The sequence below is a fragment of the Vibrio rotiferianus CAIM 577 = LMG 21460 genome (assembly GCF_002741985.1).
Classification (GTDB): domain Bacteria; phylum Pseudomonadota; class Gammaproteobacteria; order Enterobacterales; family Vibrionaceae; genus Vibrio; species Vibrio rotiferianus.
Genome location: NZ_APHW01000022.1, coordinates 41,533 through 56,086, shown reverse-complemented (window position 1 = coordinate 56,086; position 14,554 = coordinate 41,533). Strand labels below are relative to the sequence as shown.

Genomic DNA, 14,554 nt, shown 5'->3' with positions numbered 1-14,554 from the left:
AAATAACATAAGAGAAGAATATGGCAGAAGAACAACCACAAGGTGCTGACGCGCCTAAAGGCAAAAGTAAATTGTTAATTATCATCATTGCAGTCGTCGTATTGCTTGGTGGTGGCGGTGCTGCTGCATTCTTTTTAATGGGCTCTAGTGAACCTGAACAAGCCGCGGTTGAACAAGACGCGCAAGCTGTCGCGGCAGCAAACCCAATCGCTTACGTTAATATTGCGCAGCCGTTTGTGTTCAATGTAACAGGTGATAGCCGGGATCGACTTGTTCAAATCAAAGCACAACTTATGGTTCGTGGTAGTGAAAATGAAAACTTAGCTCGCTATCACTCACCACTTATAGAAAGCTCTCTTCTATCAACGTTTGCTTCTGCTACGGTTGAGCAGCTGCGCTCTCCGGATGGTCGAATTGAGTTAAGAAACCGAGCGACTGACGATATCAAAGCTGCGCTGAATGCTGCGGTTGGTAAACCAGTTATCGAAAAAGTCCTATTTACAGACTTTGTTATTCAATAGGTAAAACGTGACAGATCTATTAAGCCAAGATGAGATTGATGCGCTATTACATGGTGTAGACGATGTTGATGACGTCGATGAACCCATGGACGAAGACACGGGGAGTGCCGTTAACTTCGACTTCTCATCTCAAGACAGAATTGTACGTGGTCGCATGCCGACGCTCGAACTTATCAACGAGCGCTTTGCACGACACATGCGGATCAGTCTGTTTAACATGTTGCGTAAAACGGCAGAAGTGTCGATCAATGGCGTACAGATGATGAAGTTTGGTGAATACCAAAATACCCTGTACGTTCCAACTAGTCTGAACATGGTGCGTTTTCGTCCGTTAAAAGGTACGGCACTGATCACTATGGAAGCGCGTCTGGTGTTTATTCTGGTAGAGAACTTCTTCGGTGGCGATGGTCGCTTCCATGCCAAAATCGAAGGTCGTGAATTTACCCCAACCGAACGACGCATTATTCAATTACTCCTAAAAATTGTTTTTGAAGACTACAAAGAAGCATGGTCTCCGGTCATGGGTGTGGAGTTCGAATATCTTGATTCAGAAGTAAACCCTAGTATGGCCAACATCGTGAGCCCGACAGAAGTGATTGTTGTCAGCTCATTCCATATCGAGGTTGATGGCGGTGGCGGCGATTTTCACGTTGTGATGCCTTATTCGATGGTTGAACCTATCCGCGAATTGCTGGATGCGGGTGTTCAATCTGACAAGATGGAAACAGACGTACGTTGGAGTTCTGCTCTGCGTGAAGAGATCATGGATTGCCCGGTAAACTTTCGTGTGAATTTGCTGGAGAAAGACATCTCTCTACGTGACTTGATGGAACTTCAACCGGGTGATGTGATCCCGATTGAGATGCCAGAACATGCGACGATGTTCATTGAAGATTTACCCACCTATCGAGTCAAAATGGGGCGCTCAGAAGACAAGCTGGCAGTGCAAGTTTCTGAGGAAATCGAACGTCCACATGTAGTAAAAACGGATTTGGCGTTTTTGGGTAAGGACATTATGTCTGAGCTTGAAAGCGATGATGACGATTAAATTAACATGCCAGTATTTCAATGCCTTTGCTGAATTGATAGCGAAGGTGGAAGAACAAAGAAGATTTAAGACAGGACACAATAATGGAACCAAGTGACGATCAAAAACTTGCTGACGAATGGGCAGCAGCTCTTGGCGAAGATCCATCAGCACCATCAATTGATGTTGATGAAGTGCTTGCAGCGCCATTAGAAGAGTTGAAAGATACCTCTGCGCCTATTTCTGAAGATGAGCGACGTAAGCTTGATACCATCATGGATATTCCCGTGACTATCTCGATGGAAGTCGGTCGTTCTCAGATTAGCATTCGAAATCTATTGCAGTTAAACCAAGGCTCTGTCGTGGAACTGGACCGCTTAGCGGGAGAGTCCCTTGACGTGTTAGTTAACGGTACACTCATTGCTCATGGTGAAGTTGTTGTCGTCAACGACAAATTTGGTATTCGTCTGACGGACGTAATTAGCCAAACTGAACGTATCAAAAAGCTACGCTAGTATGAGAAGTTCAATCAATACACGGTTGATGCAAATGACAGGAGCACTGAGCCTTGCGCTGAGTGCTCCTTATGCATTTGCAGCGGCGCCAAATAGTTTGGATATGGCGACGACATTGGGCTCATTGGTTCTTGTCATTGGTGTCATCATCTTTTTGGCATGGCTGTTAAAGCGTATGCAGGTTCCAGCAATGGGTCAGCAAAAAGGTTTAAGAATTGTCAGCCAGTTACCTGTCGGAACGAAAGAGCGTATCGCAGTCGTGCAAGTCGGAGAAGAGCAATTTCTGGTAGGTATTACCAGTCAATCGATTCAAACCCTGGCTAAACTAGAACAGCCGCTAAAAGAGGATGAGTTGGCGACCAATGCATTTGCTAGTCAATTTAGTCAACTGATTAAAAAGAATGATAAAGGATAATCCAATTAGACTGGTCATCGGCCTTGTTGTCTTGATGCTAAGTCTATTAACGTCGTCAGCCGCGTTCGCTCAAGCCGAAGAAGGCGCATTACCCGCCAACTTAGCCCCTGGAGGCAGTGTTACAGTGCAAGCGATGGAGAGTGATAAAGGTGCAAGCCACTCGTTATCGGTTTCCAACACGGGCGGCATTCCGGCATTTACCATGACGACCAATCCAGATGGTAGCGAAGATTATTCCGTTACGCTGCAAATTCTGGCTCTGATGACCATGCTTGGCTTCTTGCCGGCGATGGTCATTTTAATGACTTCTTTTACTCGTATCGTGGTCGTCATGTCCATTCTGCGCCAGGCTATGGGTTTGCAGCAAACGCCATCAAACCAGGTCATTATTGGCATTGCGTTGTTCCTTACTTTTTTCGTGATGTCCCCAGTACTCAATGAAGTGAATGAAACAGCCATTCAGCCATATTTAAACGAGCAAGTCACAGCGCGAGAAGCTTTTGATGCAGCACAACAGCCAATGAAAGCATTTATGCTCAAGCAGACTCGCGTTAAAGACCTTGAAACGTTCGTTAATATGTCTGGGGCGGAAGTGACAAACCCTGAAGATGTCTCTATGGCGGTGTTGATCCCTGCTTTTATCACTTCTGAACTAAAAACAGCTTTCCAGATTGGTTTTATGCTGTTTCTTCCGTTTCTTATTATTGACTTAGTGGTCGCGTCAGTACTGATGGCGATGGGTATGATGATGCTCTCGCCTATGATTGTATCCCTGCCATTCAAGCTAATGTTGTTCGTGTTAGTTGATGGCTGGAACTTAATACTATCAACCCTAGCGGGCAGCTTTGCTTTGTAGCTGGGCAAATTTGAAGAGGAATAATTATGACTCCTGAAATGTTTGTCGAGCTTTTCCGAGATGCTTTGTGGATGGTGCTGGTCATGGTCTGCGCCATCATTATTCCCAGCTTATTAATTGGTTTAGTCGTGGCAATCTTTCAAGCGGCAACGTCTATCAACGAACAGACATTGAGCTTTTTGCCACGTTTGATTGTGACCTTGTTGGCCCTAATGCTATTTGGTCACTGGATGACGCAAATGCTGATGGAGTACTTTTTTGGTTTGATTGAGCGCTTGCCTCAAGTGCTTTATTAACAAGGTATTGTGATGGAATACCCAACTGACATTGTACTGGATTGGATAGCCAATTACTTTTGGCCATATGTCCGTATATCTTCAATGTTAATGGTAATGACTGTGACTGGTGCTCGCTTTGTTTCGCCACGTATTCGTCTTTACCTCGGGTTAGCAATTACGTTTGCCGTGATGCCAGCTATTCCGGCAGTTCCTCAAGATATTGAATTGCTCTCATTTCGTGGTTTCATGACCATCGCTGAGCAAATCATTATCGGCGTTGCAATGGGGATGGTTACTCAGTTTTTGATTCAAACTTTTGTTCTGCTGGGCCAGATATTAGGTATGCAGTCGAGCTTAGGCTTTGCATCGATGGTCGATCCGGCTAATGGTCAAAATACCCCATTGCTTGGTCAACTCTTCATGTTTTTGGCGACCTTATTCTTCTTAGCAACAGATGGGCACCTGAAAATGCTACAGCTGGTGGTGTTTAGCTTTAAAACTCTACCAATTGGTTCAGGCAGTCTGAATGCGGTTGATTATAGAGAGATGGCAAGCTGGTTGGGGATTATGTTTAAAACGGCATTGAGCATGTCTTTATCTGGCATTATTGCGCTACTTACTATTAACTTATCTTTCGGTGTAATGACTCGTGCCGCACCACAGCTAAACATCTTTTCGCTCGGTTTTGCCTTTGCTTTGATGGTTGGTTTGTTGTTGTGCTGGTATATTTTGGCTGGCTTATATAGCCACTACTTACTGTATTGGACAGTGGGTGAGGAGCAAATTTGTAACCTCATTCGCTTGAGTTGTTAGGAGGCTGGTTTGGCAGAGTCAGACGGTCAAGAACGCACCGAAGAAGCCACCCCCCCCGACGGTTACAACAAGCCAAAGAAAAGGGGCAGGTGGCTCGTTCTAAAGAGCTTGCATCGGCCTCGGTGCTCATCGTCGGTGCTGTATCTTTAATGTGGTTCGGTGAATCTTTGGCTCGTGCTCTGTTTTCTATCATGAGCCGCTTGTTCGCTCTTAAGCGCGATGAAATCTTTGATGTCGCCAAATTGTTTGATATCGCGGGCGGTGCTCTTACTTCCTTACTGCTACCTCTGCTGCTGATCCTACTGACGCTCTTTATTGCTGCGGTGATTGGCGCGGCTGGCGTGGGGGGAATCAGCTTTTCTGCAGAAGCGGCGATGCCTAAGTTGTCAAAAATGAACCCACTAAGTGGCCTGAAGCGAATGGTTGGGCTACAAAGCTGGGTTGAGTTGGTCAAATCAATCCTAAAGGTTGGCTTGGTGACAGGGGTGGCGATATACTTGATCCAAGCATCACAGGCTGATTTGATTCAGCTTAGTATGGATGTTTATCCGCAAAACATTTTCCATGCACTCGATATCTTGCTGAACTTCGTCTTGCTGATCAGTTGCTCGCTATTGATAGTTGTCGCGATTGATATTCCATTTCAGATCTGGCAGCACGCTGACCAACTCAAAATGACCAAGCAAGAAGTGAAAGACGAATACAAGGATACGGAGGGTAAACCAGAGGTTAAAGGCCGTATCCGAATGCTACAACGTGAAGCCGCTCAACGAAGAATGATGGCTGATGTTCCGCAAGCGGATGTTATTGTCACCAACCCAGAACACTTTTCTGTTGCACTTCGTTATCAGCAAAAAACAGACCGTGCGCCTGTCGTGGTTGCCAAAGGAACCGATCATATTGCGATGAAAATTCGTGAGATTGCGAGAGAGAATGACATTACGATTGTGCCAGCACCTCCTTTAGCGCGTGCACTGTACTACACCACTGAGTTAGAACAGCAGATTCCTGATGCACTATTTACCGCTGTCGCACAAGTACTCGCTTTCGTATTCCAGTTAAAGCAGTACCGCAAGCGTGGTGGACAAAGACCAAAACTCAAGGACTATGAGTTACCTATTCCCCCAGAATATCGACATTAATGCTTAGGGAAATTAGCTAAAGATCAAAGGATTGAGAATTACTTTGATCTTTAGTCATTATTTTGGCGTTTATGCTGGTACACAGATTGCTTAAATCGTGTTTATCAACAACAATACCTAGCACTTACGAATGAGTGCTATCGCTCCCTCGTCCCGTCGAGACGAGCAGACATCAAAGCTGAGACACCACCTAAATATGAAGTTAAGCCTGCCTTTTGCAGATAAGCTGCCCAAAATACCACAGCGTTCAATGCCGGCTATCGGCGCGCCAGTAATGGTACTTGCCACCCTTGCAATGGTGGTCTTACCTATTCCTGCCTTCTTGCTGGATATGTTTTTTACCTTCAACATCGCGCTTGCGATGGTGGTGTTATTGGTTACGGTTTACACACGACGTCCGCTTGACTTTGCTGCATTCCCAACAGTACTTCTTATTGCAACGTTGCTTCGTTTAGCACTGAACGTTGCGTCAACTCGTGTCGTTCTTCTTTATGGTCATGAAGGTGGTAACGCAGCCGGTAACGTTATTGAAGCTTTTGGTAATGTTGTAATTGGTGGTAACTACGCTGTTGGTTTGGTGGTGTTCTTAATCTTGATGATCATCAACTTTATGGTAGTTACCAAAGGTGCAGGTCGTATTTCTGAAGTTAGTGCTCGCTTTACCCTAGATGCTTTACCCGGTAAGCAGATGGCCATCGATGCCGACCTGAACGCGGGACTTATCGATCAAGAGCAGGCGAGAACAAGACGATTCGAAGTTACCAAAGAAGCCGACTTCTATGGTTCGATGGATGGTGCGTCAAAGTTTGTTAAAGGTGATGCCATTGCTGGTATCTTAATTCTATTCATCAACATTATTGGTGGTTTATCCATCGGTATGGCGCAGTATGGTTTAGGCTTCTCTGAAGCTATGCAAATCTATACCCTGCTGACGATTGGTGATGGCCTTGTTGCGCAGATACCATCACTTTTACTATCAATCGCTGCTGCGATGATGGTAACCCGTCAAAATACTGATGAAGATATGGGCGAGCAGCTGATTTTTCAGATGTTTGATAACCCGAAAGCACTGATGATCACGGCGGCAATTTTAGGTGTTATGGGTATTGTTCCGGGCATGCCTCATTTCTCATTCCTCTCCCTTGCGGCCATTGCTGGTGGCGCTGCTTATTGGCTAGATAAAAAGCAGAAACAAAAAGCGAAAGAGCCTAAGCCGCCCGCAGAGCTTGAAGGTGGGAACGAACCTATCTCTCAAAGGGAACTCTCTTGGGATGATGTGCAGCCAGTGGACATTATTGGTCTAGAAGTAGGATATCGTTTGATTCCGCTAGTGGATAGAGACCAAGGTGGGGAGTTGCTCGAACGGGTTAAAGGTGTGCGTAAAAAGCTATCTCAGGATTTTGGCTTTCTGATTCCGGCTGTACACATACGTGATAATTTAGAACTAACGCCAAATAGCTATCGTATTACGCTAATGGGTGTTGCCGTTGGTGAAGCTGAAATCAAGCCAGACCAAGAACTTGCAATAAACCCTGGTCAAGTTTATGGCATGATCGAGGGTGAACCAACAATTGACCCTGCATTTGGTCTCGAAGCTGTGTGGATCCGCGAAGAACAGAGAGAACACGCTCAAGCCTTAGGTTACACCGTAGTGGACTCTTCAACGGTTCTCGCAACCCATTTAAGCCAATTGCTAACCAATAATGCTTCACAGCTCATTGGGCATGAAGAGGTGCAGAACCTACTTGAAATGCTTGGGCGAAGTGCGCCTAAGCTGGTAGAGAACTTTGTTCCTGACCAACTGCAACTTGGTGTGGTTGTGAAAGTGCTGCAAAACTTGCTTAATGAAGCGGTACCAATTAGAGACATTAGAACCATCATCCAAACCCTGGCTGAGTACTCAAGTAAGAGTCAAGAACCTGACATTCTAACAGCAGCGGTTCGTATCTCTCTTAAACGACTAATTGTCCAGGAAATCAATGGCATAGAGCCTGAGTTGCCAGTGATTACACTGATTCCTGAGCTGGAACAAATCTTGCATCAGACAATGCAGGCTTCAGGAGGAGAATCCGCAGGTATTGAGCCAGGATTGGCAGAGCGTCTGCAATCTTCCTTGAGTCAAGCGACACAAGAACAAGAGCTGAAGGGGGAACCTGCAGTTCTACTGACTTCTGGCGTATTGCGTTCAACATTGGCTAAGTTTGTCAAAAACACAATACCAAGCTTAAGGGTGCTCTCGTACCAAGAAATCCCGGATGAAAAACAGATCAGAATTGTGCAAGCCGTGGGTAATTAAATAACCCATTATAATGGATTCGTAGTTTGAAAATTAAACGATTTTTTGCCAAAGATATGCGCTCAGCGTTGCTTCAAGTGAAAGAACAACTTGGAGCGGATGCGGTGATCATGTCGAACAAGAAAGTAGCGGGTGGCGTAGAGATCGTAGCTGCGATAGATGGCGAGTCCAACGCAGCTGCTGGAGAGAGCAGTGCAAAAGCGCTACCTAGTCGCTCTACTACACCAAATCGTTATAGTGAACATCAACAAATGTCTTCTGCCGCCGCGAGCCGTTTTGAAGATCGTCGATTAGATGAAGACAAAATTAGTTTGAACAACAGTACCGAGAAATCGGGTTCGATGACAAAACGCTTTGCGAACATGCTCAAACAGTATAGCCATGGTGCGTCGGAATCTGATGACCATGTGGCTGAAAATGAGGATTCGTTATCAGCGCTGTTGCAAAGACAAACTAAGCACAGAGAGAACTATAACCAGCCAGCTCCTTACCAGCCTGATTCGCCTCTGGCCAAACTTATTGCTCAAGATGATCGATTCAGTCCTCCTAGTCCGAAGCTGGATCCGACACGTTATGATCGCCGTCGACCTTCTGACGAAAAAGATAATTCGCCAAGTGAGCTCGAGAACATGCGAGAAGAAATGACATCGATACGTCGTTTGTTGGAGCATCAAGTCTCGGGGCTTATGTGGCAGGAAGTTGAGCGCCGTGAACCTCTACGAGCAATGCTGATTAAACGGTTAGAACGTATGGGTGTATCTCCGGAGCTAGCGGACCAGATGGCTTGCTATATTCCAGAAGACACGAAACCTTCAAGAGCGTGGAAGGCTCTACTAGCACTGGTCGCTGATCAGATTTCGACACCACGCCAAGATATATTGAAACGTGGTGGTGTTGTCGCACTGCTAGGCCCTACTGGTGTTGGTAAAACGACGACAGTGGCAAAGCTAGCTGCTCGTGCTGCGATGGAGTATGGCGCGGACAACGTTGCCTTGGTGACAACAGACACTTATAGAATTGGTGCACATGAACAGTTGTCAATATATGGCAGAATTATGGGTTGTCCTGTAAGAGTTGCTAAAGATTCTGATGAATTGGCCGATGTTATATATCAACTACGAAACAGACGTCTGATTTTGGTTGATACTGCAGGTATGGGGCAACGTGATGTTCGTCTATCAGAGCAACTGGATACATTGATGCAAGAGAGTGGAGAGGTCATCCACAGTTACCTTGTATTGCCAGCGACAGCTCAACGACGCGTATTACAAGAAACACTAGACCACTTTAAACGTATTCCATTGTCTGGCTGCATTTTAACTAAGTTGGATGAATCCCTAAGCTTAGGTGAGTTCATTAGCGTAGTTATTCAAAATGCAATGCCAGTCGCGTATATCGCAAACGGACAGCGTGTACCTGAAGACATTGTGATTGCACAACCAAAATACATGATTGCGAAAGCAAACGAACTGTTAGAGAAGTCGACAGAGAACGAACCTCACTTTTGGAATAGTGACAACGAAGGACTCTAGGGCGGCGGACTACTATGACTGAGAATATGATACACGATCAAGCAAGCGGCCTCCGTCGCTTAACACAGCCATCACTCACTAAAGTTATTGCGGTAACGGGTGGTAAAGGTGGTGTGGGTAAATCTAACGTAACACTTGGTTTGGCAATTTGTATGGCACGCCAAGGCAAAAAGGTGATGGTACTCGATGCTGACTTAGGCCTTGCCAATGTCGACGTTATGCTCGGTATTCGCTCAAAACGTAATCTAGGACACGTACTTGCAGGCGAATGTGAGTTAAAAGATGCAATTGTTGAAGGTCCTTATGGTATAAAGATAATACCTGCAACTTCAGGCACACAAAGCATGACGGAATTGTCACCGGCTCAACATGCGGGTTTGATTCGTGCTTTTGGTAGCCTTGAAGATGAAATGGATGTGTTACTGATTGATACAGCCGCGGGTATTTCTGATATGGTTATCAGTTTTTCACGAGCAGCTCAAGATGTGGTTGTAGTCGTTTGTGATGAACCAACTTCAATCACTGATGCTTATGCACTGATCAAGCTTTTAAGCAAAGAACACCAAGTTCAACGCTTTAAAGTTGTTGCAAATATGGTCAGGAGTTATCGTGAAGGCAGAGAATTATTCGCAAAGTTGACGCTAGTCACAGAGCGATTCTTGAATGTGAGCCTTGAACTCGTAGCATGTATTCCATTAGATGATAAAGTACGACAAGCAGTTAAGAAGCAAAAAATTGTAGTGGATGCTTTTCCTCGCTCACCAGCTGCTTTAGCAATCAGCTCATTAGCGAACAAGGCACTGACTTGGCCGATTCCAAAAACGCCAAGTGGCCACTTAGAATTTTTTGTAGAAAGATTGCTGCATCGTAATGAATTCTCAGAGGACCCTTTTGGTGAATAAAGCGCTTACTTATGATCAGCGTGGCAACGTCAATAGCCAGCAGGCTTTCATTGAACGTTATTCTGTGCTGGTCAAACGTATAGCTCACCACCTGTTAGGCCGTTTACCGCCGAGTGTTCAGGTTGAGGATTTAATCCAAGCCGGAATGATCGGTCTTATCGAAGCTCAGCAGAATTATGATGGTTCTAAAGGTGCGAGCTTTGAAACATACGCAGGTATTCGAATCCGTGGTGCGATGTTAGATGACATTCGCAAAGGGGATTGGGTACCACGTTCTGTTCATAAAAATAATCGAGAGATTAATCAAGCGATAGCAGAGCTAGAGGCTCAGCTGAATCGAGATCCTAGTGATGCTGAAGTTGCGGCTCATATGGGGCTTTCAATAGAGCAATACCATAACGCGTTGACGGATATTAATTGCTCCAAGCTCATAGGTATCGAAGATCTGGGCGTCTCTGATGATGTCATAACGCCAGCCGAAGATTCGGATGACAATAATCCATTCAAAGGTGTGGCGAATGAATCGTTTAGAAAAGCACTGGTTGAATCAATAAAACAGCTACCTGAGCGTGAAGCTTTGGTACTTTCGCTTTATTATGACGAAGAACTTAATTTGAAAGAAATTGGTGATGTATTAGGTGTGAGTGAGTCTCGCGTTAGCCAAATACTAAGCCAAGCGATGCAACGTTTACGCACTAAGTTGAGTGCGTGGACACAAAATGACTAAAAACACTGATTTTTGATTCAGTGGAGGCAATTTTGAATAAAAACATGAAGATCCTTATTGTTGATGACTTCTCAACAATGCGCCGTATTGTCAAAAACCTACTTCGTGACTTGGGTTTCAATAACACCCAAGAGGCAGATGATGGTTTAACTGCATTACCAATGCTGAAAAAAGGTGACTTCGATTTCGTTGTAACTGACTGGAACATGCCAGGAATGCAGGGTATTGACCTTCTAAAACATATTCGTGCAGATGCTGAATTGAAGCATCTTCCTGTGCTTATGATCACAGCTGAAGCAAAGCGTGAACAGATCATTGAAGCTGCTCAAGCTGGCGTTAACGGTTACATCGTTAAACCATTTACAGCGGCAACACTAAAAGAAAAACTCGATAAAATTTTCGAACGTTTATAAGTCCTTACTTTTACTCGTTAGCTGAGTCGTCAAATACTTTAAATCTAAAAATAGATGGCTCACTTAACATAATGTAGTAATTAGAAAGAGCAAAACGTAAAAGGGTCTATTCAGGATGATCTCACTAGAGCAGGCGAAGTCTCTCGTCCAGTTATTAGAAAATGGAGAGCAAGAACAAGCAGATGCGCTGGTTGCTTCCATATATGAAGGGAAAGGAAATCCGATGCTTCAAGAAATCGGAACTCTTACACGTGACCTTCATGACTCATTGAAGCAGTTCAATATCGATCAACGTATGACGGAAATCGCTAAAGATGAAATCCCAGATGCAAGGGATCGTCTCCAGTACGTGATCGAGAAAACTGAACTGGCTGCAAACAAGACGATGGATGCAGTGGAATGTTGCCTACCGATGGCGGACAACTTAAATAACTGCTTACAGCAAGTTCGTCCTCAATGGAACGAACTCATGCATGGTCGAATTGAATTAAGTGAGTTTAAAGCCCTCTGCCACCGTATCGATGAACTCCTCGTTCAAGTTGAAGGTGACAGTACAGAATTACGTGGTCAACTAACCGAAATTCTAATGGCGCAAGACTTCCAAGACTTAACTGGTCAAATCATTCGCAGAGTAATTACACTCGTGAATGAGGTGGAAGGGCGTTTAGTGGAAATATTGACGGTCTTTTCGAATAACAAACCAGAAGAAGAAACAGCTAGCAAACCTGTTGAAGCTTCTGACACAAAGCAAAAATGCTCAAGTGAAGCGGAAGGCCCAATTCTTCACCCAGAATTGAGGGAAGATGCAGTTTCATCGCAGGACGAAGTCGATGACTTATTGTCCAGTCTTGGATTTTAAAGGTAACGTATGAGCTACGATTTAGACGAAGATATTCTTCAGGACTTTCTAATTGAAGCCGGAGAAATTCTGGAGTTGCTGTCTGAGCAACTTGTAGAGTTAGAAAATAACCCTGAAGATAAAGATCTACTGAACGCTATTTTCCGTGGGTTCCACACAGTAAAGGGTGGAGCAGGATTCCTGTCGCTAGCCGAACTGGTTGATACCTGTCACGGCGCTGAAAACGTATTTGATGTGTTGCGAAATGGCCAACGTTCCGTAACTCCGAGTTTGATGGATACCATGCTAAAAGCACTGGATACTGTTAATACTCAATTCCAAGCAGTTCAAGATCGTGATGCTCTAGAAGCCGCGGATCCGGCGTTACTTGAAGAGCTACATCGTCTATGTCGACCTGAGTCTGAAGATGAGGTCGCCGTTGCTCCTGTTGCTGAACCAGAACCTGTTATTGAACCTGAGCCAGTCGTTATTCCAGAACCAGTGTCAGCGCCAGTTGAAAGCGTTAGTGCAAGCTCTGTTGATGAGATTACGCAGGACGAGTTCGAAAAGCTTCTGGACGAGTTGCATGGTAAAGGTAGTGCTCCAGGCGCACACGCTGCACAGCCTGCAGCAGCACCAGTTGCAAGCGCACCAGTGGATAGTGGTGATATCACAGACGATGAGTTCGAGCGTCTACTGGATGAACTACATGGTGCTGGTAAAAGCCCATCTGCATCAAGCTTTGCAACTGAACCTGAAACACCTAAAGCGCCAGAACCAGCTACGCCAGCGCCAACAGCTCCATCTGCAGACAGTGATTTGATGACCGATGAAGAGTTTGAAAAGCTGTTGGATGAGCTACATGGTTCAGGCAAAGGCCCTTCTATCGAAGAGCTTGATTTTGCGACTAAGCCAGCTTCCGCAAACTCAACTAACGAACCAGCTGCACCGACTCAACCTTCTGTTGCTCCTGCACCAGTTTCAGCTCCGGCTCCAGCACCTAAGCCAGAAGCAAAACCCGTTGCCGTAAAAGAAGAGCCAAAAGCAGCGGCTCCTGCAGTTAAGAAGCCTCAAGCTGAAGCGACCGTTCGTGTAGATACATCAACCCTTGATACGATAATGAACATGGTTGGTGAGTTAGTCTTGGTTCGTAACCGACTATTAAGTCTTGGTTTAAACAGCAATGACGAAGAAATGTCGAAAGCTGTTGCGAACTTAGATGTCGTTACTGCAGACCTTCAAGGCGCGGTGATGAAGACACGTATGCAGCCGATCAAGAAAGTATTTGGCCGCTTCCCTCGTGTTGTACGTGATTTGGCGCGTAACTTACAAAAAGACATCGTGCTGGAAATGCGCGGTGAAGAAACCGATCTAGACAAAAACCTTGTAGAGGCGCTTGCGGATCCACTAATCCACTTAGTACGAAACTCAGTTGACCATGGTATCGAAATGCCTGATGACCGAGCGAAGGCGGGTAAGTCTCGTACTGGTAAAGTGATCTTGTCAGCATCTCAAGAAGGTGATCATATCGAACTGGCTATCGTCGATGATGGCGGCGGTATGGATCCGAATAAGCTTCGTGGTATCGCGGTGAAACGCGGCATGATGGACGAAGATGCTGCAGCACGTCTGTCGGACAAAGAGTGCTTCAACCTCATCTTTGCACCAGGCTTCTCTAGTAAAGAGAAGATCTCAGACATCTCAGGTCGTGGTGTTGGCATGGATGTGGTTAAGACTGCGATCAATACCTTGAATGGTTCAATCGATATCGATTCTGAGCTAGGTAAGGGTACGAAGATCACCATCAAAGTACCGCTAACGCTAGCAATTCTTCCAACCCTAATGGTTGGCGTCGGTGGGCATCCATTTGCACTACCGTTAGCATCGGTTAATGAAATTTTCCACCTTGACCTAAGTCGTACTAACGTTGTTGATGGTCAGTTGACGATTATCGTACGTGATAAATCGCTTCCTCTGTTCTACTTACAGAATTGGTTGGCGCAACGTGGCACAAAAGTCGCAGAGCGTTCTGGCCATGGACATGTTGTTATCGTTCAGCTAGGCAGTCAACGAGTTGGCTTCGTAGTGGATACTTTAATAGGTCAAGAAGAAGTGGTTATCAAGCCACTAGACAACTTACTACAAGGCACGCCAGGCATGGCGGGTGCGACGATTACCAGCGATGGTCACATTGCATTGATTCTAGACGTGCCAGACCTACTCAAACAATACGCGGCTGCGTCTCGTATTTAAGTTGAGTAGAAAGATATAAAGGATAA

Annotated in this window: 14 protein-coding genes and 1 pseudogene; all 15 read left to right on the top strand. The window is 45.3% G+C overall.

The annotated features are described in order from the left end of the window. Positions 1 to 20 precede the first annotated feature (20 nt). The 15 genes and pseudogenes from fliL to B853_RS10695 all read left to right on the top strand — a co-directional run bounded on the left by fliL (position 21) and on the right by B853_RS10695 (position 14,528). Positions 21 to 521 (top strand): flagellar basal body-associated protein FliL, encoded by a 501-nt coding sequence (fliL, locus tag B853_RS10765; RefSeq protein ID WP_010449610.1) that lies wholly within the window; start codon positions 21 to 23, stop codon positions 519 to 521. A gap of 7 nt (positions 522 to 528) precedes the next feature. After that, positions 529 to 1,569, top strand: a complete 1,041-nt coding sequence (fliM, locus tag B853_RS10760) for a flagellar motor switch protein FliM (RefSeq protein WP_010449607.1) — start codon at positions 529 to 531, stop codon at positions 1,567 to 1,569. Positions 1,570 to 1,652: 83 nt separating this feature from the next. Then, positions 1,653 to 2,063 carry a flagellar motor switch protein FliN gene (fliN, locus tag B853_RS10755; RefSeq protein ID WP_010449605.1) on the top strand — a complete coding sequence of 137 codons (411 nt, stop codon included), beginning with the start codon at positions 1,653 to 1,655 and terminating at the stop codon, positions 2,061 to 2,063. A 1-nt stretch (position 2,064) separates the two neighbouring features. Further along, positions 2,065 to 2,478 (top strand): flagellar biosynthetic protein FliO, encoded by a 414-nt coding sequence (fliO, locus tag B853_RS10750; RefSeq protein WP_029561024.1) that lies wholly within the window; start codon positions 2,065 to 2,067, stop codon positions 2,476 to 2,478. Beyond that, entirely contained in the window at positions 2,465 to 3,334 is an 870-nt protein-coding gene (fliP, locus tag B853_RS10745; protein ID WP_010449602.1) for a flagellar type III secretion system pore protein FliP, read from the top strand. Before fliO ends, fliP begins: the two co-directional genes overlap by 14 nt. A gap of 26 nt (positions 3,335 to 3,360) precedes the next feature. Then, positions 3,361 to 3,630: a flagellar biosynthesis protein FliQ gene (gene fliQ, locus B853_RS10740; protein WP_038884875.1), complete on the top strand. Its 270-nt coding sequence runs from the start codon at positions 3,361 to 3,363 to the stop codon at positions 3,628 to 3,630. A gap of 12 nt (positions 3,631 to 3,642) precedes the next feature. Beyond that, positions 3,643 to 4,425: a flagellar biosynthetic protein FliR gene (gene fliR, locus B853_RS10735; RefSeq protein WP_010449599.1), complete on the top strand. Its 783-nt coding sequence runs from the start codon at positions 3,643 to 3,645 to the stop codon at positions 4,423 to 4,425. Between the two features lie 9 nt (positions 4,426 to 4,434). Beyond that, positions 4,435 to 5,567: pseudogene (gene flhB / locus B853_RS10730) on the top strand (flagellar biosynthesis protein FlhB). A 196-nt stretch (positions 5,568 to 5,763) separates the two neighbouring features. Then, on the top strand, positions 5,764 to 7,863 hold the full coding sequence (gene flhA / locus B853_RS10725) for a flagellar biosynthesis protein FlhA (protein ID WP_010449595.1): 2,100 nt from the start codon (positions 5,764 to 5,766) through the stop codon (positions 7,861 to 7,863). 26 nt (positions 7,864 to 7,889) lie between these two features. Next, positions 7,890 to 9,395, top strand: a complete 1,506-nt coding sequence (gene flhF / locus B853_RS10720; RefSeq protein WP_038884871.1) for a flagellar biosynthesis GTPase FlhF — start codon at positions 7,890 to 7,892, stop codon at positions 9,393 to 9,395. 14 nt (positions 9,396 to 9,409) lie between these two features. After that, entirely contained in the window at positions 9,410 to 10,297 is an 888-nt protein-coding gene (locus tag B853_RS10715; protein ID WP_029561023.1) for a MinD/ParA family protein, read from the top strand. Then, positions 10,290 to 11,024 (top strand): RNA polymerase sigma factor FliA, encoded by a 735-nt coding sequence (locus tag B853_RS10710; RefSeq protein WP_038884870.1) that lies wholly within the window; start codon positions 10,290 to 10,292, stop codon positions 11,022 to 11,024. The genes B853_RS10715 and B853_RS10710 overlap by 8 nt, the downstream gene beginning before the upstream one ends. 44 nt (positions 11,025 to 11,068) lie before the next feature. Continuing rightward, on the top strand, positions 11,069 to 11,437 hold the full coding sequence (gene cheY, locus B853_RS10705) for a chemotaxis response regulator CheY (RefSeq protein ID WP_017635949.1): 369 nt from the start codon (positions 11,069 to 11,071) through the stop codon (positions 11,435 to 11,437). Positions 11,438 to 11,552: 115 nt separating this feature from the next. Continuing rightward, positions 11,553 to 12,296, top strand: a complete 744-nt coding sequence (locus B853_RS10700) for a protein phosphatase CheZ (RefSeq protein ID WP_038884868.1) — start codon at positions 11,553 to 11,555, stop codon at positions 12,294 to 12,296. Positions 12,297 to 12,305: 9 nt separating this feature from the next. Then, on the top strand, positions 12,306 to 14,528 hold the full coding sequence (locus B853_RS10695; protein ID WP_038884866.1) for a chemotaxis protein CheA: 2,223 nt from the start codon (positions 12,306 to 12,308) through the stop codon (positions 14,526 to 14,528). Positions 14,529 to 14,554: the final 26 nt, after the last annotated feature.

Bases quoted from the DNA above. Each gene is read 5' to 3' on its own strand.
- fliR (WP_010449599.1), top strand. From the start codon at position 3,643: ATGGAATACCCAACTGACATTGTACTGGATTGGATAGCCAATTACTTT.
- B853_RS10715 (WP_029561023.1), top strand. From the start codon at position 9,410: ATGACTGAGAATATGATACACGATCAAGCAAGCGGCCTCCGTCGCTTA.
- B853_RS10695 (WP_038884866.1), top strand. From the start codon at position 12,306: ATGAGCTACGATTTAGACGAAGATATTCTTCAGGACTTTCTAATTGAA.
- cheY (WP_017635949.1), top strand. From the start codon at position 11,069: ATGAAGATCCTTATTGTTGATGACTTCTCAACAATGCGCCGTATTGTC.
- fliO (WP_029561024.1), top strand. From the start codon at position 2,065: ATGAGAAGTTCAATCAATACACGGTTGATGCAAATGACAGGAGCACTG.
- fliP (WP_010449602.1), top strand. From the start codon at position 2,465: ATGATAAAGGATAATCCAATTAGACTGGTCATCGGCCTTGTTGTCTTG.
- fliL (WP_010449610.1), top strand. From the start codon at position 21: ATGGCAGAAGAACAACCACAAGGTGCTGACGCGCCTAAAGGCAAAAGT.
- fliN (WP_010449605.1), top strand. From the start codon at position 1,653: ATGGAACCAAGTGACGATCAAAAACTTGCTGACGAATGGGCAGCAGCT.
- fliQ (WP_038884875.1), top strand. From the start codon at position 3,361: ATGACTCCTGAAATGTTTGTCGAGCTTTTCCGAGATGCTTTGTGGATG.
- B853_RS10700 (WP_038884868.1), top strand. From the start codon at position 11,553: ATGATCTCACTAGAGCAGGCGAAGTCTCTCGTCCAGTTATTAGAAAAT.
- flhA (WP_010449595.1), top strand. From the start codon at position 5,764: ATGAAGTTAAGCCTGCCTTTTGCAGATAAGCTGCCCAAAATACCACAG.